Source organism: Ignavibacteriota bacterium (genome assembly GCA_016212665.1).
GTDB lineage: Bacteria > Bacteroidota > Ignavibacteria > UBA10030 > SZUA-254 > FW602-bin19.
In genome coordinates this window covers 17,076-39,700 of sequence record JACREZ010000014.1, presented here as the reverse complement: position 1 = coordinate 39,700, position 22,625 = coordinate 17,076, and the positions used below count along the sequence as shown (strand labels likewise).

The window sequence follows — 22,625 nt, the reverse complement described above, 5'->3', positions numbered from 1 at the left end:
ACAATTGTAAGAAAATCAGTTCTAATATGCAAGAACAATATTGAGTTTTTCTACAATAAAAAAAGAAGGAACCAAGGGAAAAACGAAGGGGCTGTCTCATAAGTCTGATAATGATGTAGCCGCAGACTTTACGTCTGCGTTTTTGATTTGGAAACGCAACCATAAAGGTTGCGCCTACAATTGATCTTACTTATGAGACAGCCCCTATAAAAAAGTAGTCGGGCTCCAAGAGGTATGAAGACCCGACTCTAAAAAGGTGCGAGCGAGGCGGTCGAACCAAGGGGAGGCGACTTGATTACGACAGGGGGGGCCTCACTCACACCACACAAATATAAGTGTTTTTTTTTTTACTACAAAATTTTTTACAAAAATATTTTATTTCATCAAGACCATTTTTTTCATAACCGTTACCGGATATACTTCTTCGTCTGCATTTGTCGGAAATTGTTCCATCACTAACTGATAGAAATACACACCCGAAGTGAGAGAGGAGGCATCGAAATCGAAGGTCTGTGTTCCTGCTTCCAAATCTACATTATCCAGTAGTACCGCTACCTCCTGACCGAGCGTATTATAGACGCGAAGCGACGTTTTTGCACGTTCTGTCAGATAAAACTCAATCGTTGTTGCCGGATTGAATGGATTCGGGTAATTTTGAAGTAAGTCATACTCGAACGGCTCTGTGATGTTGTCTTCTTCATCAATTGTCATGGGAGAATAAACAATCGGCGGAGCCATAAGCGCAGTGTCGGGATTCGGTATTAAATTCGGAACAGAGAAAAGCGCTTTCACCGGCTTGATTCTCAAAGGAATCGTAGAGAACGTATCCACTCTGGCGCTGAATGCTTTATTGATGGCTTTCAATGCAGTATCTGCTTGTGCATAGTTCAGCCACGTGTATTCTCGCCAGAACGTCAATGCACTATCAAGGAACGGGACGATTTGTCTCATTGACCTGTTCGTTAACGGGTTCGGTCTGCCCGTTGGGTCACGATAGACTAAATCTCCAAATCCCGGATCTGTCACACGGGAATCGCTTGCGGCAATATTGTGCTTCAACGCTATCAACTCGCCGACAAGACTGTTTGTGTAGCGCGCAGCATGTGGATTTCTCAACACACTATTAAAATCACGATAAGAAAGATACCGGAAAGGTCGGGGAGTTCCGCGCATCGGTAATGCTCGTCGGACGTTATGCGGAATGGAAATCCAAATCCAACCATAATCGCGAGAGCGAATCGGGCGGTCAACACCAACAATCAGTCCATCCTGAAATGCGCCCCGTTTCCAAACTGTATCGCGAACATTTCCCGTGTTCGGCATGTGAACGCGAAGCGCACGCGTACCGGGAATCGGCGTACGAACACGGAGCGAACGTTGCGCTAAACTATCCTGTGTAAACGAACGGTAGCATCCGCCCGCCATTTTTCCGTTCGAACCAATGCGTTGTGCAAATAAATCTGTGTTTCCGCCGCCGACACGGTAATCAGTCCAGACGACAATTCCGCCGCGTAGTAAATCGGTGTCGAGTTGGGGGTTCACCTGGTCGAATGAATTCGTATGCAACGGATTTCCGTTTTGTGACCACAACGCAACTCCGAATAAATTGATGCGTTGTGCAAAAATATCAAAATCTACCTCATTCCGTTTGTCTTGCCATGTGATAAGCGCGGACGAACCTTCAAAGACAAGCGTAGGATTATATTGCTGACCGTTCATCACACAAACCGATAATCCTTCCGTTGACCATTTCATCTGCCCGTATTGATTGATATATTGGGCATAAATATCATAATCATTCCCGGTTCTGTTATCTTGCCACACTACAATTGCGCCGCCAAGATTATCGCTGACGAGTTTCGGTGTTGCCTGAATTCCGGCTGAGTAAGCCAGCGGAACACCATTTTCCATCCAGCGCTGAATTCCGTCTTTATCTATTCGTTGTGCAAAAATTTTGTCAATGCTTGCACTGCGTCTATCCTGCCATGCGATGATAGCGCCGTTCTTTCCATCTGTTACTAATTGTGGCGCGAGTTGGTCGTTGGTCAACGCAGCAATCGGAACACCTTCACGAACCCATGCTAATCGCCCGTCAGAAAGTAATCTCTGACAGAACACATCCGAAGTTCCGCTTTCGGAACGAAAATCTGTCCATGTAATAATTGCGCCGCCGAGACCATCGCTGATGACTGAAGGATTCACCTGGTCGCCATTCATTTGAATAACAACTTCACCGCCGGATGACCACATTGCCTGTCCGAGTCCGGTAAACTTCTGAGCGTAAATATCATAGTTCCCGCTTCGCTGGTCTTGCCAAACGATAATCACTCCATCCTGACCACCGAGGTCGCGGACAATCATCGGGTAATATTGATGACCGCCGTAGTTGGAAACGATGTTGCCGCCCGGATTCCAGAGCGTTAATCCGTTCGATGTGACACGCTGAACAAAAATATCATAGTCAACGGCATTACGGTTTTCCATCCACGTGACAAACGACCCGCCGGTTCCATCGCCGGAGATTTGTGGAAACACCTGATAGGCGGAACTGAGTGAAAGAGGAATTCCTCCATCCTGCCACATTGCATTTCCAAGATTGTTGATTCGTTGTACAAAGACTTTGTCAACGATTCCTGTGCGACGGTCTTGCCAGACCACAACTGCCCCGCTTTTTCCATCGGAAGCGATGCGCGGGTTCCATTGTATCCCACTGTTAATTGAGACAACGACGTTTTGAGTTGTTTGGCAGGGCCAATCGGCTAAGAGAGTTTGCCCCACGAAGAGGGTCAACAACAACAAAGGTAGTATAGACTTTTTCATTCTACTCTCGAAGTTTGTTAAACTTTTTGTGAAAAAATTATGTTAGATAATTGAACGAATAGCGGAAACCGGCGCGCAGAAACGCGCTTCTCCGTTTTGTATTTTCTGTTTCTGTAAAACTCTCCTGAACAATAGAAGTTCATTTTCACCCACACAGTTCGCATTTCATACACACAATACTTGTCCCAAATTTTCAATACGACTTCCTGTTCAAGATTGTCAAGGTGCGAAACCACAGCACCAACGAGAAGATGAATCTCGATTTTCTTCTTCAAGTCGGCTACTGATATTTCGCTGAGGAATATAATAGAAATTTTTATCAAAATCTACATTCCAAGAAAAAATATTTTTCAAAGTTGAAGATTTTTGAGAATCCTCGAATCTCCTTTGTTTTGTTTGATTTTAAGGGAATTTCATAAATCCTTTTTAGAAAATACCCAAATTTCCCATCGTAGATTCCATCTCAAAATCGGACTCTCCACATCATTTATTCATTGGGGGCTGTCTCATAAGTCTGATATGATGTAGCCGCAGACTTTACGTCTGCGTTTTTGATTTGGAAACGCAACCATGAAGGTTGCGTCTACAATAAATCTAACTTGTGAGACAGCCCCAACCGATATACAATTTTACTTCACAATCATCAACGACTTCGTTTGATGAAACTCCCTCGCTGCATCGCCCATCGCCGAGGCATCGAATCTATAATAATAGACGCCGGATGAAAGCGAACTTGCATCGAGTTTTACATCATGGTAGCCCGCATCGAATTGCAGTTGCTCAAACACCGTCTGTACAACCTGACCAAGCGAGTTGTACACTTTCAATGAAACGAGTGAATGATACGGAAGCGAGAACGAAACGGTCGTCATTGGGTTGAACGGGTTCGGGTAATTCTGTCCGAGCGAATACACTTCCGGAATTGCAACATCGGAAACTTTCAGCACGAGCGATTGCGCATCATTGATTTTCGCTTCGCCAGCTCCATTCATCTTAACAGATTTATTTTTTCCTGTCAATAAAGAATACGTATTTGATTTGTCGTTCACGGTCCACTTGATTGTCAAAGGCAACGTTGCACCTTGAACAGAAATCGGGAATTCTTTTCTTCCGTTTTCCTGATTGATGAGCGCGACCATATTTCCGTTTCTGAAACGAACATCAAACGCTTCGTTCGGCGGAAGCGGCGGTAGTTCATATGCTAACGTTGTAAATTCTTCATTTGGTTTTGCGCCAACATACATCGTGGATGAATTTCCGTTCGCATCAACAATTTCAATTTTGTTCAAACTCTCCAACTGACTTGTTTGCTTCGTCATTTCGCTGAACGCAGAAGCGGCAAGCACTAATTTTCCTGCCTGATTTACTTTCACCCAGTATGCTTTTCCGGGCTGAATTGTATCGGCAATCGAATATCCATTGTCATAACCGAAATAACTTGTTTGAACAATCCCATCGGGAATTTGCGCGATGGAATTTGAAAGTACCGGGTATGAAATTGAACCGATCATGTTCCAATCGGAAATCAAATCGAAGGTATCCTGCTGAATTGCGACACCGGAGAATGAACGGGTTTGCTCGCCGGAAAATTTCACCCAATATCCTCTTCCATAGAACAAGGAAAGATGATACACATACGTCCCCTGATATGCGAACGCCTGAGATTGTGCAGTCGGGAACACAGAATCTTTATCCGTGCTTGAAAGGGTTGCCGGCATAGAAACCATATTCCACCCGTTTTTCAATCCTAACTGAATTGAGGCGTACGTTGTCGTGTCAATTCCATAACCGACGACGCTAACGGTATCGGGACTTCCCGGAGCGTTATGAACAAGAACGATTATTCCTGTTTGATTTCCGGGCTGAGTCGGTGCGAACGTCACAAAGAATTTTTGTGATGAAGAAACCGGAACCGTTGCATTCGTCGGAGTGACACTAAATCGAGCATTGGAAGAAGTAACACTTGCTACGTTCAAAATTCCGGGACCGTCATTCGTGACCGTGAAACTATCCTGCACAATCGTTCCGACATCAATGCTATCAAAATCAAAACTTGATGCTGAAAGAGTGAACGATGCCGACAACGAAAGTCGTATCGAATCCGAACCGCCCGCTTCATAATATCGTGCGGCAAATTCCTGTAAATATAAATTCGCTACACGCGCATCCTGAACAATGAGCGTGTTTTCATCGTTCGAGTTTTCTGCACTGCTCGACCAGTTGTGCGAACCGGTAATCGTGTATGGCGTTCCTGCGGAATTCTCTGCATCAACTAATGCATATTTATGATGCAACAATCCGCTCCCTGCGGCAAGATGAACGTCTACACCTGCCGTCTGGAGTTTGCTGTATTCATTTCCCGTGTCAGTGTTGTTATCCATGACGACCCGAACTTTATTTCCCCTGTTCTTCATCGCAACGACCGTATCGCCAAGTTCATCACGCGTAAATGTTAACAGCGCGGCAGAAACAGAACTCTGCGCCTTGCTTAATGTCTTCCCGATTTTCGATGTCGTTTTATCTTCGGGACTGAAATACATTTCCATCGAAACACCGTTCACGTTGAACCGGTGCGGCGTGTTGTCGAGTTTTCTTCCGCCGAAGCGTGTTGTGCTTGCGTTCGGTGTGTCATTGTTGCTTCCCCACATTTCGTTGAACTCTTCCATGTACGCGTTCGCCAACGCAACATCCTGAACTTCAATGACGTTCTGCCGGTCATCGGCAGTTCCTTGCTGTGTGAGATTCCATGAACCGGTCCACACCCAAATACTTTCCGGCGCGCCGCCTCGCGCATCAAACACGATAAACTTATTATGCATCAACCCTGCGCCAAACCATGAAGCATCAAACCGGTCGGTGATCGGAGTAATGCCGCCTGCAACTAAATCCTGAAATCCGCTTTGCGATTGATTGTCGTATTCGCTAATGACACGAACTTTGACACCACGATTCTTTGCCGCAATCAACGCCGCCGCGACTAAATCTCCGTAATTCGCCGCGCTCAAACTGTAAATACACGCATCAATCGAACGCTTTGCATTGTTGATTTTTGATATAACTTTCGATAACAAATCATAATTTCCATTTGCATTTTCACCGTTTGAAACAGACGTGTTCACCGTCTTATTAAAATAGACATTGATTTGCCCGGTCGAACCGGCAGGTGAAGCGGAACTGACAATCATATCTCCGGCAAAACTTGTTTCCGCGCTTGCAACGGAAAACGCCTGCACATGGTACATCGTCGCGGCGGAAAGTCCGGAGACATCAACCACGTGCGATGTTCGTTCGGTATTGTCCGGTGCAACTGTTCCAAGTTCGTAACTTGATGTGGTTCCATAACGCAATCTGCTTGTGCCGTTGTTAAATGTTGTCCAATTGATTTTGAACGACGAGGAGGTAATATCGCTTTCATACGGTGTTGTGACAATCAATGGACCATCAGCCATAATATCAGTCGTTGTTCGCGGCATCAATTGATAGCCGCTTGCAAATGGTGATGAGTTGTCAAATTGGGAAACTACACAGATGAGGTCAAAGGCGCTTCCCGGAATAGTCGTGCCGATGATATTGGTAGTGTTATCAATTCGTATTTCTGTACTTCCGGATGCGTCTGCAAGCGGATAATTTTGATACGCCCAAGAACCCGAACCGGTGACAGTGACTCCATTTAATCGTACCAACAGACCTTCATACAATTCAATTCCACCAACTCCATCGCCGGCAATTTGAGAGCAATTCACTGTGAGTGGTATAACTTCATTCCCCGAACTGACAATCTGATTAACGTATGGACTTACTAATTCAAACAACCCGTTGAACGGTTCAATCTTTCCTGTAACAATCACTTCATCCCCGACTGCTACAACCGAAGAAAGAGCAGAACCGAAAATTGCCATCCCTGCCGTGTTATCCTGAATGTATGATGGACCTCCGAATTCATTTCCGACAGTCATAATTCCGCGAACCGTTACTAACTGACCAAGCCGGAGCGGAACGCCATTCGCATCGTTCGTTTTAATGGTTGCAATATCCACAGGCACACCGAACACAACAACATTCGTCGGAGAAACAATCGTCGCGTAGTTTGTTACCGCTTTTGTCTGAACTCTGAACGGATACGATGAAGTACTATCCGGCGGTGTTACATTATTAATAGTAATAACTGTTGATGAAGCATTGAACGTGATGTTATTAAAATAAATTGTATCGCCGGAAACGCTTTCTGTTGCAGTCATGTCGGTGTAATCAACATCTGCCGCATCGTGCGACCAACTGAAGTTTGAAGGGACAACAATTCTCATATCGGTGATGATGACTGATGCATCAGTCGCGTACGTAATTTCAAAATTTGTCAACACGCCATGATTAACTGTGTCGGGATTGATGGTTGCAGTTCCCGCGCCATCGGTGACAGCGCGGAGAGAAGTAATCCATGAAGTATTATTGCCGCCGTTGCCAGCACCCTGCGTTGGCGTTGCATCATTGAATGTCCAGTTCGTTGTTGTCGTTAGCTCTGGTGTTGAGTCTTCATTAAAAGAAATAGCAGTGGTCGATGTTGAAGAACCTGTAAAATGTACTTTTGGGGAAGGAAGGCTTGAAGCATTACTTGTTCCCCATGAAACTCCAAAAATATGAGTATCAGAAGCATCCCGAAGTTGAACAGCATCGCTGGTTCCTGCAAAAAGAAAACTGGAATCAACTGCAAAATAAAGTGAGTTGTTAGCTTTAATCACTAATACATAATCGGATGGATCTGTATCTTCTGCTGTTGTAATACCTGATTTTCCTACTACAATGAGTGTTCCCTTGTTCAAATTACCCCAAAGTGTACTGGTTGTAAATCTAAGGGGATTTTGAGCAACACCCCCCGAACTGAAATCGCGAATATCCCAACTTCTCATATCCACTCCATCTTGGACAACAAGCAGTTCTACCCATTCGTCATTTGAATTACCACTATTAAATAATTCATTAATAATTACCTGCTGTGCCTGAGTTACGCCTCCACCCATCACAAAAAACAGAAAAGAGAACACAATAGCATTGAAGAATGATTTCTTCATAAAAAACGCTTTCTAAATAAGTTTGCTGGTTAGGAAATTGTTGACTTTGTCAGTCTGTACGGCTACAATGTAACTATTTTATTCAAGGTGACAAAGGAGAAATTGCATTGTACACCTACGTTGGAAGGTTGTTCAAAAAACTGTTAACCTGTGATGGTCAAGAGAATGCAGTTCTCAACCCACCCTTGTCTTGGCTGTTTTCGTTGTTGAGTCTCAACCCATCGTCATTGTGTTAAGAGACATCGGCGTTGCAGTGCGTTACATCGCCATTGTGTCGAATAACATTGGCGTTGTGTTGACATACTTCGCCATTGTGTTGAATAACATTGGCGTTGTGTCGGCATACTTCACCAATGTGTAGATTGACATCGGCGTTGTGTTGGCATACTTCGCCATTGTGTTGACAAACTTCGGCGTTGTGTTTACAAACATAGCCATTGAAATTATTGATTTTCCCTTCATTTAGATTGATTTTATGGCTATGTAGATTGTATTTATCGCAATGTAGATTACCTTTGCTTCAATGTAAGTCACTATTCCCTTCATTTTGGCTCAAAAAACCAATATTTCAAAAAATTGTGCTTCCCTAACAGAAGTGCGACTCACTTGCCCCTTGAAAATACGTCTGAATTTGGCTTCAGGCATTGAACGTCCGGGCTTGAAAGATTTAACAAGTTAGAAAATATGATTTAACAATTATTACTATAACTACTTACACGTCAAAACGTTGCAAGTATAAATAACTTTTCAACAATTAACAATACCTATTCAAACATTTGAAATGGAAAAGCAAAGGTGCCACGTACTTTCCTTTTCAATCTCACCTCACACAAAGCATAACGAGGACGAATGAAAAAAACGTGCGACTCACTTACCCCTCGAAAGAACATCTGAAATTGAATGTTCAGACAACTATCAAGGAGAAGTGAGTCGCACGTTCATCTTTGGCGTCATTTCATCATCAACATCCGCTTTGTTTCGGAAAACGTTGTTCCGTCCTCAAGAGAAGTCGCGGTCAGCCGGTAGAAATAGACACCGCTTGCCAGCGAAGAACCATCAAAGGAAAACTCATATTCCCCTTCTTCCATTGTCTGATTGTTCACCACGGTTGCCACTTCCCGTCCAATCATATCATACACCTTCAACGTCACTACTCCGAAATCCGAAATCCGAAATCCGAAATTCGTTGTCGGGTTAAACGGGTTCGGATAATTCTGATTCAATGCAAACGCATTCGGCGTTTCATCGAGCGAGCCGGGGACAAACCGTAACGGCTCATTTGCCGGTGCAATGGTCGGCGCGCCAAAAAGCGGAACACTATCAATATGAACCGCGCCGGTAAAAGCAAGCGGCTGTTGATTGACAATCTTCAACGGACCTGTAAATGAATTGTTAATTGTCTTCAAAATCAAATGAAGTTTTACCCATTCGAGCGTCGGGTATTTTTGCCAGTACGTAAGGAAATTATCGGTGAGCGAGACGATTTGCCGTAACGTCATCCCGGTAAGCACAACGCCGCCTACCGTATCTTCTCCTTCGTATGTTAAATCGCCGAACATCGGCGTGGTGACTTCCGCATCGCTGGCTCCGATATTGAGTTTTAACGCAAGCAGTTCACCGACAAGTTTGTTATTGTATTTTTCAAGTTTCGGGTCTTTCTTTTCACCGACAAAAGGATTTCCATCGTATGTATCAAACCCGCGGGGCGCAGATGTATGCGTGATAAACTTGATGATGGAAGGTCCCTTCGTTATCCGCATCCACCCGTATTGCGTCGCGCTATCGGGTCTCGGATTGCCAATCACCATACCACCGGGCGCACCGGGGTTTCCGGATTTGATTTTCGGGAATGCCCGTGCGAAGGATGTATCCCGGAAATTTCCGTAATTAGGAACAACCGCTAATGTTTTCAGCGCCACTCCTTTTTGATAGAGACTATCCTGCAGGAATGTTCTGAATTTCATTTTCTTCTTATCATTATATTTGATAGTAAGAATATCTGTTGTCTTACCATCCGGGCTCGTACTGCCGGTGATATAATATGCTGTACCGGAGGAAACAATTGCCGCCGGGATGTCATCTGCATTCCCCGAACCATTGTACCGCGTGTTCCAGTTTTCGTCGCCGTTGCTTCCTTTTATTTCCTGAAACACATAATCGTATTTCACTCCGTACCCGGTACTTTTTCCAATCACATGAGGATTATTTCCTCCAAGAATTGCTACACCGGCATCTTCATCGTTTGCCGTTCCATTTAATATTGAGACCCAATCCTCCGCTCCCGTTGACATGTTATAGTTTACCGTAACAATATCATTGGAACTCCCTACCTGTAAACTTCTTCCGGTAACATAGACTCTCGTAGTTCCGCTGATCGCTATCGCACACGCCATATCATCGGAGTTTGCATTTCCATTATACCGGGAAACCCACTGTTCATTTCCGGCGGTGTCATATTTGATGGTAAGATAATCATAGCCATTGGCAACATCCTGACTGGAGCCCGTCACAAAAACATCGCTGGTACTTCGAAGAACAATCGCAGTTGCCATATCTTGCAAATCTGACGGTCCGTTATAGCGGGCTGTCCACACAGTATCGCCGGTGATTGCATTGTATTTTATCGTCAGGAAGTTGGCTGTTCCTTCCGTACAATACCCGGTCACGTATAAATCCTCTGTGCCGCGAAGCGCCATTGCAGTTGCTTTATCTTCACGTTTATTGCCATGTCCATCTCCTGTAAATCGTTTTGCCCAAACAAGATTACCGTCTCGGTCATATTTCACTGTGGCGAAATCAAGTCCCGTTCCTCCGCTTCCTTGACTTGAACCGGTCACATAAACATTCAGCGAATCGTTTACAGCAATGGCAACAGGGACATCGTCTCCGTTCCCTGTTCCGTTATATGTAACAGACCAAAGCAAACTGCCGGAAGTATCAAACTTGACCGTCACGTAATCTAATCCGTTTGAGGAAGTGAGTGTTGTTCCTGTTACGTAAACATTGTTGCCTGTATCTACGGCAATTGCCAACGCTTTGTCAGCAAGTTTTCCTCCCGAAGAGTAATATGCAGTCCATTGAACTTCACCATCCGGATGATATTTTAGAACAACCATATCAATCCCGGTCGTTTTCCTTTGTGAATATCCACCGACATAGATATATCCCGAATCATCCACCGTGATTGCAGTTCCACCGTCGGTTCCTTTTTTAATACTCCCGAATTGTGCTTTCCACTCACGGGCTAATTGAGCATCTGTGTATGCGCTCAACAATGCAAAACTAATAAGTAGTAAAATATATTGGTAACTTTTTTTCATTGTAATATCCCTAAAACATGTTAAATGATAATTAAAAAAATCAGAAGGCGGGTTTCATAACCACACCAACCTTTGAACTAAATGCTGTAATGGTAGTAACTATTTTTGTTCGGTATAGTTTCAGAGTACCGGAAGTGCGACTCATTTCTTTCTGAGGATTATCTTGCTTTGATGTTCAGAACATCCTGTGAGAAAAATGAGTCGCATTTCAAACCGTTTGTGTTATTTCATTAACAGTCCCGCTGTACGGAACTTCCAATGAAACGACTGCATCATTTCATCATCAACATCCGCTTTGTTTCGGAAAACGTTGTTCCGTCCTCAAGAGAAGTCGCGGTCAGCCGATAGAAATAGACACCGCTTGCAAGCGAAGAACCATCGAAGGAAAACTCATATTCTCCTTCTTCCATTGCCTGATTATCAACAACGATTGCTACTTCTCTTCCAATCATATCATACACCTTCAAATTCACTAATCCGAAATCCGAAATCCGAAATCCGAAATCCGTTGTCGGGTTGAACGGGTTCGGATAGTTCTGACTCAACGCAAACGTGTTCGGCGTTTCATCGAGCGAGCCGGGAATGAATTTCAACGGTTCAGCGATTGGCGCAATTCCGGGTGATAAGAACGCAACACTGTCAATCAACTTTACACCCGTAAACACTAATGGCTGCGCACTGACGACCTTCAACTCTCCGGTAAATGCAGAGTTGATTCTATCAAGAACTGAATCAAGCCGGCTCCATTCGAGAGTCGGATATTTTTGCCAGTATGTGAGGAAGTTATCCGTCAGTGAAGCAATCTGTCGCAACGACATTCCCGTTAATACTAATCCGCCGACAGTATCAAATCCCTCGTAGGTTAAATCACCAAAGGTCGGTGGCGTAACTTCCGCATCGCTCGCCCCGATGTTGAGACGTAATGCAATCAGGTTGCCGACAAGTTTGTTGTTGTACTTATCGAGTTTCGCGTCTTTTTTCTCACCGACAAACGTAACTCCGCCATACAAATCAAACCCGCGCGGCGTACCGGTTTGAGGAATAAATTTCGTAATCGCTTTCCCGCTTGTCATGCGAACCCATCCGTATGCAAGCGCGCTGTCAGGTCGTGCATTGCCAAGAACCATTCCTCCCGGCGCGCCCGGAAATCCTTTTTTGATTTTCGGAAATGCCCGTGCAAATGCCGTATCGCGGAAGTTCCCATAATTTGCCGCCACCTTCGTTACATTGTTCGCCTTTCCTGCCAAACTATCCTGAATTACTGTCCGGTACTTCAGTTTATTTTGGTCAACATATTTAATCGTAACAATATCGGTTGTTTTGCTGTCAGGACTGCTTTTCCCGGTAACGTAAATCGCTCCGCCGGATGAAAGTATATCTGCCGGAACATCGTCGAGGTTTCCTGTCCCATTGTACGTTGTATTCCAATTTTCATCGCCGTTGCTTCCGTTGTAGGAAATCAACGCGTAGTCATACCCGACACCGAAACCACTGCTTGCCGCTGCAATGTACGGCGTACCGCCACCGAGCATTGCCAATCCCTTATCATCATCGTTCGCGGCGCCGTTAAATGATTGCACCCAATCTTCCGAGCCATTGCTGAAATTATATTTCACTGTTGTCGCATCGTTGAAACTTCCCACCTGTAAACTTCTCCCGGTGACATATATCCTGCTATTGCTGTGAATATCAATTGCGTACGCATGGTCATCGCTGTTTGCGTTGCCGTTATATCGCGCGTTCCAAACTTCCGCTCCGGCAGAACTATATCTGATGGTGACATAATCAAAACCGTTGACAGAATCTTTACTGCTTCCGGTGATGACTACATCGGTCGAGGTTCGTAACACAATCGCTCGCGCGATATCATCTCCGTTGCCTGAGCCGTTGTATCGAACCGCCCATAATGAATCACCTGTCGCCGCGTTGTATTTGATGGTGAAATAATCATACATCGTATCGGTGCTTGCACCAGTAACATAGACATCGGTAGTTCCTCGTAACGCCATCGCGTATGCACGGTCATCGCCATTCGCCGGACCGTTGTATCGTTTTGCCCATACCTCATTTCCGAGTGAATCGTATTTGATTGTTACATAATCATAACTCGTCCCCGAACCCACACTGTAGCCGGAAACATAAACATGCTGAGAATCATTCACGGCGATAGCAACCGGTACATCTTCTCCGTTGCCGGAGCCGCTATACGATTTCGTCCAGAGAATAACCCCGTTGCTATCATATTTTACCGTCACGATATTCAAACCACTGCTTGTTGTTGCCGATGTTCCCGTCACATAGACATTATGTGAAGTATCAACCGCGACGGCGAGCGCTTTATCGTCACCTTTCCCTGTCGCTCCGTAAAATGCCTGCCAGATGAGTTCTCCATCGGGAGAATATTTCAGTGTTACATAATCTACGTTTGTGGATTTACGTTTTGTCCACCCCGTAACATAGACAAAGCCCGAATCATCGGCTGTCATCATCGAGGCGACTTCGTTTGTCTTTTTCGTCGGACCGGTGTAGCGGGCGACCCATTGCCGCACATATTGAGCGCTCAGGGGTTCAATCATGATGCCCGCCAATATCAAAAGAAAAAGAAATTGTTTACAAGATTTCATAGCTGGTTCCTTGAAAATTGTTAGATTGCTTTTATTTGATGTAAATGTAGAGAGATTAGGTAGGTTTTACAAGGGTTTTTTTGGGCTATGTGTTCTAACTCAAAATCAAAAAAAGAGGTGCGGGTTGTATTCCGCACCTCTTGGGCTTAAGTTATATCGGGTCTTTACCCGAGTGTTACTTGTCACTATTTGACAAGCAACATCTTCTTTACATCAACGAATGTTGCTGAGTTATCATCCGTACCGTTCGCTAACAAGCGATAGAAGTAAACACCGGATGCTAAATCGGACGCATCGAATTCCATTTCGTAATCACCTTCATCCATTATTTCATTATCTGCCATTGAGACAACTTCCCTTCCGAGCATATCATATATTTTCAATGTTACAGTACTTGTAACGGATAATTGATAACGAATCACAGTTTTGGGATTAAACGGATTCGGGTAATTCTGTTCCAACAAATACTCATACGGAATAGCAGATTGCGTAACCGTCGGAATAAATCTAGTCAGCGCACTTACCTTCGTAACATCTCGTTTCAGGTATGGTACTTTGTACAATGCAACTGCTCCTTTGAACCGCAACGGACTTGTTGAAATCGAGTCGGTAAACTTTCTCGAATCAAGCGCTTTCCAGAAATCGCGATTCAATCTGGTGACAACACTATCCATGATAATCAATCGCGAAATCGGAATCATGGTATCAACCGGAGCCGGAGCGGGACAATGTTTTATTCCCATCGTCAATGCCGTATCGCACTGCGCGATTATTTGCCTGATGGTCATGTTGTTAAAGATTGTATCGGGACCGGAAATTCTGTCGAACACCAAATCACCCAAACCGACAGGCGTATGTCCTAAGTCGCTCGCGGCCACGTTTGTTTTCAGTGTGAGCAACTCAAAGCCAAGATGATTCGTTGCATTCGCAAACTGCGATGACGTATTGATTTCACCTGTCCACCATGAGTAGTTAGTCTTCGGTTCTTTCTTCCATGGTTTGGCAAATTGATATTTCGAGACTGACGGAGCGTGATAGCCGCGTTTCCGTTGAGTCTTTTCCCGGATGCTATCGTACGGGAAAAAGAACCAGCCGTAACAATCGGTGCTATCATACCGCCGGACACCGACACGGAGATACCCGCTGTCAATCGGAGAATCCCAACCGTAGCCGCGATTGAGAAAAACGCTGTCGCGAATATTTCCTGCGTTCGGCTTCTTAATTTGTGTTTTGCCTCTCGGTTTCGCAGAAGCGGCTTTGTAATAATCTGTTCGCATAAACGTTCTGTACTTCCCTGTATCAGGCATGTAGAAATTTCCAAACACGAATCCGCTTGTATCCAACCCGCTCACCATCGTTAATGAATAGGAGGCGCCAAGTGTCGGGTACGTTTGTCTCCACAATGCCCGCGGAACTTCTTTTATTGTATAATTATCAGCCGGGACTTGCCCGAACAGAAATTGTCCGTTCGCATCCGTTAACACAGTTTCCGGCTGAGTATGAGTACCGATAAGTACAACTCTCAAACTGTCCAAGAAGTCATCGAACTGAGTATCAAAATCTCCGGCGCTGTCATGGTCGAAGAATTTGTAACCGGCAATCGTACCGAACTCAAAGTTGCCGAAATCTCTGTCTGCAAGATTACCGCCACTGACAATCGTCTCCGAATAACATTCGGATGTAGGTTTTGTCTGATACCATCCTTCAACAACTTCTTCACAGATATTGTACTCACCTGCAAACAATTCTGTGAACGAATAATTTCCATTCGCGTCGGTGATTGCCGTATCAAACGGAACTCCATCCTTCTGAAGAAGAATTTGCCAATCGGGTAATCCGCTTTCGTTCACATCTTTGATTGAATCACCGTCATAATCGTGGAACTTCATCCCGCTGATGGAAACAAGTTTGAAGTTGGCAAAATCTTTTCCGGTGACATTCATTCCGGAAGTAAGTGTAACGAGGTGGACTCCGCCTTGCGGCGCAGTTCGTACCCATCCTTGTTGAACCACTTCCATGACATTGTAATTTCCCGGCATCAAATTCCCGAATGAATAATTTCCATTACCGGAAGTAACCACAGTTCCAACTAACACTTCACCCTTCCATAATTGAATTGTCCATCCGTTCAACGTCGGGTCGCCTGAGGTCAAACTGTCACCGTTCATATCGTTAAATTTCTGACCGGAAATTGAAGCAGGCAAAAAATTCCCGAAATCGAGATTATTCACTTCAACACCCGATTGGATGTTCACTGAATATGTTCCGTTCGCCGGGAAAGTTTGTTGCCAGTTCTGTTGCAGGATTTCACTGATAGTCCACGACCCGATTTCCGTTGAATCAAACAGCATGGTGTAGGAACCATCTCCTCCTGTCACTGTCGTTTTTGTTGATTGACCTTTTGTTCCTTTGATTGTCCAGCCGCTCAAGCCCGGTTCACCTTGCTCTTTTATTCCGTTGCCGTTCAAATCTTCGAACTTCATTCCGGTAATCTTCGGCTGTTTATAGTTTCCGAAATCAACATCGGTAACGTTTTGTCCGAACACTACGGTAAACGGAGGATACGACGGCGTTGTTTGCACCCATCCTGCTTGTTGGATTTCAGTAACTGTGTATGTTCCTTCTGAGGTGATGGTGAATTGATATGTTCCATCAATTGCCGTCGAAGTTGTTTCTGCAATTGCGCCTTGAAGCACAATCTTCCAGTTTGGTAATCCCGGTTCGCCTGTTTCCTTGACACCGTTACCGTTCAAATCATTGAACTTCATTCCGCTAATGGTCATGCTCTGATAATTTCCGAAGTCATAACCATACAAATTACTGTTACTGAGCATCGAAACTTCATAGACAATGCTCTTGGGGAATGTCTGGAACCAGCCCGGTTCAATCACTTCTTCGATGTCGTACTCGCCCGGCCCAACGTTCGTGAACGAATAATTTCCATTCGCATCGGTAACGGTTGAAACAGTTCCATTCACACCAATAAGATTGATTGTCCATCCTTCCAAGCCGGGTTCTGATTCACCTTTCAAACTATCACGGTTCACATCGAGGAACTTCATACCGGAAATAGTTCCGACGTGGAAGTTTCCGAAATCATTCCCCATATAAGCGCTATCTAAACTTGCATTGATGGTATAGTAATTGGGATTGGCTGGCTTTGTCTGCACCCAGAGCGATTCATCATCTTCACTGACTGTGTATGTCCCCGGAGTGATATACCCAAAGGAATAATTTCCGTTTACATCGGTGATTGTTGAATCATTCCTCGCCCCGCCTAAGAATATCTTCCAGTTGGGAATTCCCGGTTCGTCAACATCTTTCTCTCCGTTTCCATTCACATCCTCGAATTTTTGTCCGAGAATTGAAGCAAACGAACCAACAGAAAATTGGAAGGAGCCAAAGTTATTTACTTCATCCCATTCTGCGAAATTATCATTCGCGTCGAGATAGACGTATAAACTTCTCGCGCCCGAAGGGAGTGTTGGAAGTTTCAAACGAGTCGAAACAGAATCACGTGTACCGATTGGTAAATCAACGTAGAAGTCGCCGCCAATCTGGTTGCCGGTCGTTCTCGGATTTTCATCATAGAATCGTACGAGAACATTCATTACATTCAAGTTCGACAGGTCATCGTTCTTGAACACAGCAAAGAAATCAAGACTATCACCCGATGAACCGAATCCGGGATTCACGATAAACTGTTCAACAAAAATATCTTTCCTTGATGATACAATCGTGATGTACGCATTGTTTGTGCTGGAATCATTATGTGTATCGTACACTCGCAATCCAACCTGACCGTTGTATTCATTATTGAACACAACGGTAATTGTATCGGTCGTAACATCGCCGTGGATTCCATCGCCATTCGTATCCCAGTTGAATGCAATGACTGAATCAGCCGGGTAATCCGGGTCGTAGGAATCTCGTCCATCGAGGAGAATCGGTTCACCGACTCTCGCCGCATAGACCGGACCACGAGCAAACGGTATCGGCACAGCAACCGGCGGGTTGTTTGTACTTTGAACAATTACTTGTTTTGTGTCATAATCAAACAACGCGGGGTCGCTGTTATCTTTCACACGAAGTGAGATGGTATATGTTCCATTATTTGGGTAGCCGGGATTGGTCGGATTGGGACCGACAGCATCCGGATTGTTCCAATCAACACCATTAGACACATCCCAATCCCATAAATATTCAATGATGGTTTTATTCGGATCCATATGATGTGAACCTGAACCATCAACCGCAAACGAGGTGTTCGGCGGTTTTGAACTTATGGGTGCAATGACAGCAACCGGGCGAAGTTGGGAAACACCAGGTGTAAGAATGAGAACACCAAATGAAGTTGATAAAGCATCGGGACCATTTACCCAAGTGCTCGACCATGAACCATCTGCACCCTGAGTACTAACGAGATAACTATTATACTCATCTCTCCAGTTATGCGCACCTATCAGTGAAACGCCGGAACGGTTATCAATGATACTCATTCCTTTCTTGACGGCATACATCGCATAGAGATTGCCGAAGTTATCATAATTCCAGTAGGCATCGAGAAATGAAATTGCATTTGTAACGGGGGCTGAAGTTGAGAGATAGTCAAGGGCGGCATACGAACCGATACCTGAACCGGTCTTTGCCGGATTGTTCCAGTTACCCGGGTCAGTATATCCAAAACCACCACTTCCATCCTGAGAATACTGTAACCAGATTAACAGTTCACTCTTTACAAAGGGTTGAATAGTTCTCCCCCATAATTTTTCTGCCGCCTCAATCACCAACGAATGCCATTGAACAGCAGAGTTATCACTGCTTCCATTCGATGCATAATTTGCCGTGTATCTCCAACCGCCACGTCCATATTCCCCGACATCAGTCTGACTGAATGCTATTTGGTCAAGCGCATCCACAATGAATTCATAATATGATTGCCCGTTATACGGTCCGACTGTAATAATATCTGCCTGAGCGCTAATCGCAGAGGGATGTGCCCCGATGACAGAGAGGAGCGCTATTCCATTAGCGTACACCGAACCACTCAAGAAGGAGCCAATTCCATCTCCATCGCTATCAGGGTTACCTGCTGTTTGAGCATAAATAATTGATGTTGCAGCCGTGCTGAACAAATAGTCAAGTCCTTGCTTAACGTATTCAGCATAGATGTCCGTATTGATATTGTTATTCGGGAGATGCCCATTCTCTTCAAATGACAGAACCGATGCACCGGTTGCAGCTTGTGCATCTGAACCGGTAAAATGCCCATCAGCATATTGATGCAGATAATCGTATAACAATCCCCTTTCAATTGCCATGTTCCTTTGTATCTCCGGAGTGGAACCGGCAAACACTCGGACGACCGAACCATCTACATCAACAGCGCCGAGATTATCGGTAATTGTTAATGTCATTGAATAATACCCCGCAGTAGCATACGTATGGTTTGTACCGATATACCGGCGATACGTTACGGTACCGGATTCTATTGTACCATCACCATAATCCAAAACATATTGTAACGGCACGACTCCACCATGGACATTTCCCCACACTGCCAGAGGAACACCAGCTAACGCGTTACCGTAATTGGTATTCACACTATAACTTGGAAGCGTATTTACACGAAGCGGTCCTTGCGGTGGTAAGTAATTACCAAAATTAATATCTACTACCGTATCGCCGGCAACCTGGAAGGACCAATTTCCATTCGGGTATGTTTGTATCCAATCCATTTGCTGCTCTTCCGAAACAGTATAGTAACTGACCATAGTAAGACTATCAAAGGCATACATCCCATTTGCATCGGTAACGGTTGTGTAAATAGTACCATCCGATTGTTTCGTTGCATGAATAGTCCATCCCGGAATTCCCGGCTCACCCGGGTCTTTGGAATAATTATAATTTAAATCATGAAACTTCATTCCGCGGATTGAGCCAAGAGGAACAAGCCAATTACCGAAATCAGTATTAAAGGCAGTGTCTCCGGTTGCATATTGATACCACCAGTCGTATGCGGGTGTCGTCTTGTACCATCCCGGTTGATTCGTTTCATTGACAAAATAATAATCCTGATAGGCATGAGTCGCTATGAAATACATTCCATTCGTATCGGTAACAGCAGACCACGAACCGCCATTATAATATCCGCTAACCGTAATAGTCCATCCCGCCATTCCCGGTTCTCCCTGGTCTTTCACACCATTATGATTTATGTCATTGAATTTCATGCCTGTAAAATAATTCGGATAGTTAGCACGATTGCCGAAATCATAAACTCCCGTATCACCAACAGCATTACGATATATCCAACTATAATTACCCAACGTCTGAGTCCAACCCGTCTGGTTTGTCTCATTGATAAAATAATAATCAGGATAAGAATGCGAAGTGATAAAATACATTCCGTTCGAATCCGTTACCGCCGACCATGAACCACCAGTATTATATCCGTTTACAGTAATAGTCCACCCGGGCAAACCCGGTTCACCACTATCCTTGAGACCATTCCTGTCAAGGTCATTGAATTTCATTCCCGTAAAATAATTCGGAAACGCGAGACGATTTCCAAAATCAACATGAATCGTATCACCGTTAGCAGTCAGCCAATCCCATCCCCAATTACCAACTGTCTGGAGCCACCCTGCTTGCCCTGTTTCATCAACTCTGTAATAATCCGGCTGAGAAACAATTGCAATTGTGTAATTACCATTATTATCAGTGACTGCCGACCATTGACCACCATAATAATATCCATACGCATTTATCGTCCAACCTGCTAAGCCGGGTTCTCCTGAGTCTTTTTGACCATTTGCGTTGAGGTCATGAAACTTCATTCCGGAAACAAAATTTGTGGCAACCATTTTATTTCCAAAATCTTTACCAGTAACTATCTGTCCACTATCCACAATGACGGTATAAGTTCCCGGAGTAGCAGGCACAGTCTGGTTCCATCCATTTTTCAACGATTCACTTACCGTGTAGGTACCAGGGAGTAAGTTCGCAAAAGTGTAATTACCCATCGGATCGGTTATTACAGTACTGACAAGTGAATCCCCTTGGTGTAACCGAATAATCCATCCTTGAAGTCCCGGTTCATCAACACCCTTCAAACTATCGCCATTGGTATCATTAAATTTCATTCCTTGAATTTTCGCCGTGCCGAATTCTTGTGGCGCTGAACCAGCCGGTAAATCAACAATTGCAGCAACGAGTCCTAAGCAGTCACCATCAGTTGCATAACCGGTTGTCAACAAAAAATTATTTATTCCCGGTGACATATACGACGTAATATCAAATGTCTTAATATCCCATAATCCTCCATTCGTATTCGCTGCAGAAGGACCGTTCGGGACGGTGTTTCCTGCAAAGACTTGTGGTCCGGGAGCCAGCACGAGACCATTAATATAGAGATTATCATCTACCCAACTTTGTCCATCTCCGACGTGTAGAACAACGTTTGCTGTTCCTGAAGTATAGTTGATTCCCGAAAGAAGTACGTTCCAACCTACTGCATCATACGGATTATTAATGTTTGAATCGTTCCCATCGAAGATGACAAAATCGCGGTCGTTGGCTGAGTTACCGTCATTAAAAAATACTATCAGTGATACTCCATTAATATCTGCATCCGATTGTAAAAATCCTGCAAGGCTATAACTTCCGTTTCCCGTCACCAGTGAAGTAACATCCGCTCTGTACGCTTGACTGTTCGTACCGCCCCAGCAATTATCGTTGGAAAAGCCAATGTTCACACCGGTCACTGGATTCCCTGCGAACATCACATTGGCATTGGCATTGGGGTTCAGTGATAATGTCGGACCGCTCCAATAAAGATACGCCTTCTGAATTGTTCCACTTACGCCTGCAAGCGTCAATGTTCCCGTTCCTATTGTTCGCATTCCTCCATACCCCGCCGCTACCATATCAGCATTATGAATAATCTGAAAATTTGAAATATCATTGAATGGCTCTATCGGTGTCCATCCTTTTTCATTGATTGTCGCCTTGGGCTTAATACTCAATTCTTCACCCAAAGTTCTTCCATCGCGTCGAGTTCCCTGTACATTGTTGCCTTGAATATTTTTCTGCTCATCCGAACGTAAGTCTTTCACTTCACCCTTCTGAATTTTTTCATCAAGTTGCCACTTCATTTCTTCCACAGACAACTGGCGCATATCCTTCACTTCCCCACGTTGAATTTTATCTTGAAGTTGTTTCTTCTGCTCTTCAATTGAAAGTGTGCGATAATCTTTCACTTCTCCATTTCGGATTTTCTCTTCGAGTACCGCTCTCATTTTTTCAGGAGTTTGTTGACTGGATTGTTGCTGAAATTGGTCTATCAGTTTTTTGTTTGAACCTCCGCCGAGATATTGTGTTTCGGCTGGCTCAATTTTTTGTTCAGGAACGACGGTAGGTTTGTTCGTGAACTTCGACTGCTCACGAGAACGCCTTTCCCACGATTGTTGTGGAGTTTCCACTTCAGGCGGATTTGATGGCGCCGGAATTTTATAATTCTTCAGTAACTCCATGCCTTTAGACATTACGTCTTTTGACGGTTGTTGCTTCTGTGCAAATGACGTGGAAAAAAATACAATTGTTGCAACAACACAGGTTGCAAATAGTAAACGAGTAACAGTATTCATAACTTCCTCAACTAATAGTTGTTGTTTAGTGTTAGAAAAAAATAGCCGGCACACTTCGTTGCCGCGCAAAAAAATGAAAATATATTTATTGTAATACTTGCTCGTTAGCAATGTTCGTTAACGAGACTCAACGAATGATATTCCGAC

At 44.4% G+C, this 22,625-nt stretch carries 7 protein-coding genes; all 7 read right to left on the bottom strand.

What is annotated here, in order from left to right:
- Positions 1-375: 375 nt before the first annotated feature.
- The gene (locus tag HY960_04690) at positions 376-2,820 is read right to left on the bottom strand and encodes a T9SS type A sorting domain-containing protein (protein MBI5215027.1); all 2,445 of its coding nucleotides are present in this window, start codon (positions 2,818-2,820) and stop codon (positions 376-378) included.
- 17 nt (positions 2,821-2,837) lie between these two features.
- Positions 2,838-3,095 (bottom strand): hypothetical protein, encoded by a 258-nt coding sequence (locus HY960_04685; GenBank protein ID MBI5215026.1) that lies wholly within the window; start codon positions 3,093-3,095, stop codon positions 2,838-2,840.
- A gap of 354 nt (positions 3,096-3,449) precedes the next feature.
- Positions 3,450-7,886 carry a DUF1573 domain-containing protein gene (locus tag HY960_04680; GenBank protein ID MBI5215025.1) on the bottom strand — a complete coding sequence of 1,479 codons (4,437 nt, stop codon included), beginning with the start codon at positions 7,884-7,886 and terminating at the stop codon, positions 3,450-3,452.
- Between the two features lie 258 nt (positions 7,887-8,144).
- Positions 8,145-8,324: a hypothetical protein gene (locus tag HY960_04675; GenBank protein MBI5215024.1), complete on the bottom strand. Its 180-nt coding sequence runs from the start codon at positions 8,322-8,324 to the stop codon at positions 8,145-8,147.
- Between the two features lie 512 nt (positions 8,325-8,836).
- Positions 8,837-11,206: an SBBP repeat-containing protein gene (locus tag HY960_04670; protein MBI5215023.1), complete on the bottom strand. Its 2,370-nt coding sequence runs from the start codon at positions 11,204-11,206 to the stop codon at positions 8,837-8,839.
- A gap of 272 nt (positions 11,207-11,478) precedes the next feature.
- Positions 11,479-13,830, bottom strand: a complete 2,352-nt coding sequence (locus HY960_04665) for a T9SS type A sorting domain-containing protein (protein ID MBI5215022.1) — start codon at positions 13,828-13,830, stop codon at positions 11,479-11,481.
- Between the two features lie 185 nt (positions 13,831-14,015).
- Entirely contained in the window at positions 14,016-22,478 is an 8,463-nt protein-coding gene (locus HY960_04660) for a T9SS type A sorting domain-containing protein (GenBank protein MBI5215021.1), read from the bottom strand.
- Positions 22,479-22,625: the final 147 nt, after the last annotated feature.

Excerpts from the sequence above, each read along its gene's own strand:
- HY960_04690 (MBI5215027.1), bottom strand. The coding sequence starts at position 2,820 with ATGAAAAAGTCTATACTACCTTTGTTGTTGTTGACCCTCTTCGTGGGG.
- HY960_04680 (MBI5215025.1), bottom strand. The coding sequence starts at position 7,886 with ATGAAGAAATCATTCTTCAATGCTATTGTGTTCTCTTTTCTGTTTTTT.
- HY960_04675 (MBI5215024.1), bottom strand. The coding sequence starts at position 8,324 with ATGGCTATGTTTGTAAACACAACGCCGAAGTTTGTCAACACAATGGCG.
- HY960_04670 (MBI5215023.1), bottom strand. The coding sequence starts at position 11,206 with ATGAAAAAAAGTTACCAATATATTTTACTACTTATTAGTTTTGCATTG.
- HY960_04665 (MBI5215022.1), bottom strand. The coding sequence starts at position 13,830 with ATGAAATCTTGTAAACAATTTCTTTTTCTTTTGATATTGGCGGGCATC.
- HY960_04660 (MBI5215021.1), bottom strand. The coding sequence starts at position 22,478 with ATGAATACTGTTACTCGTTTACTATTTGCAACCTGTGTTGTTGCAACA.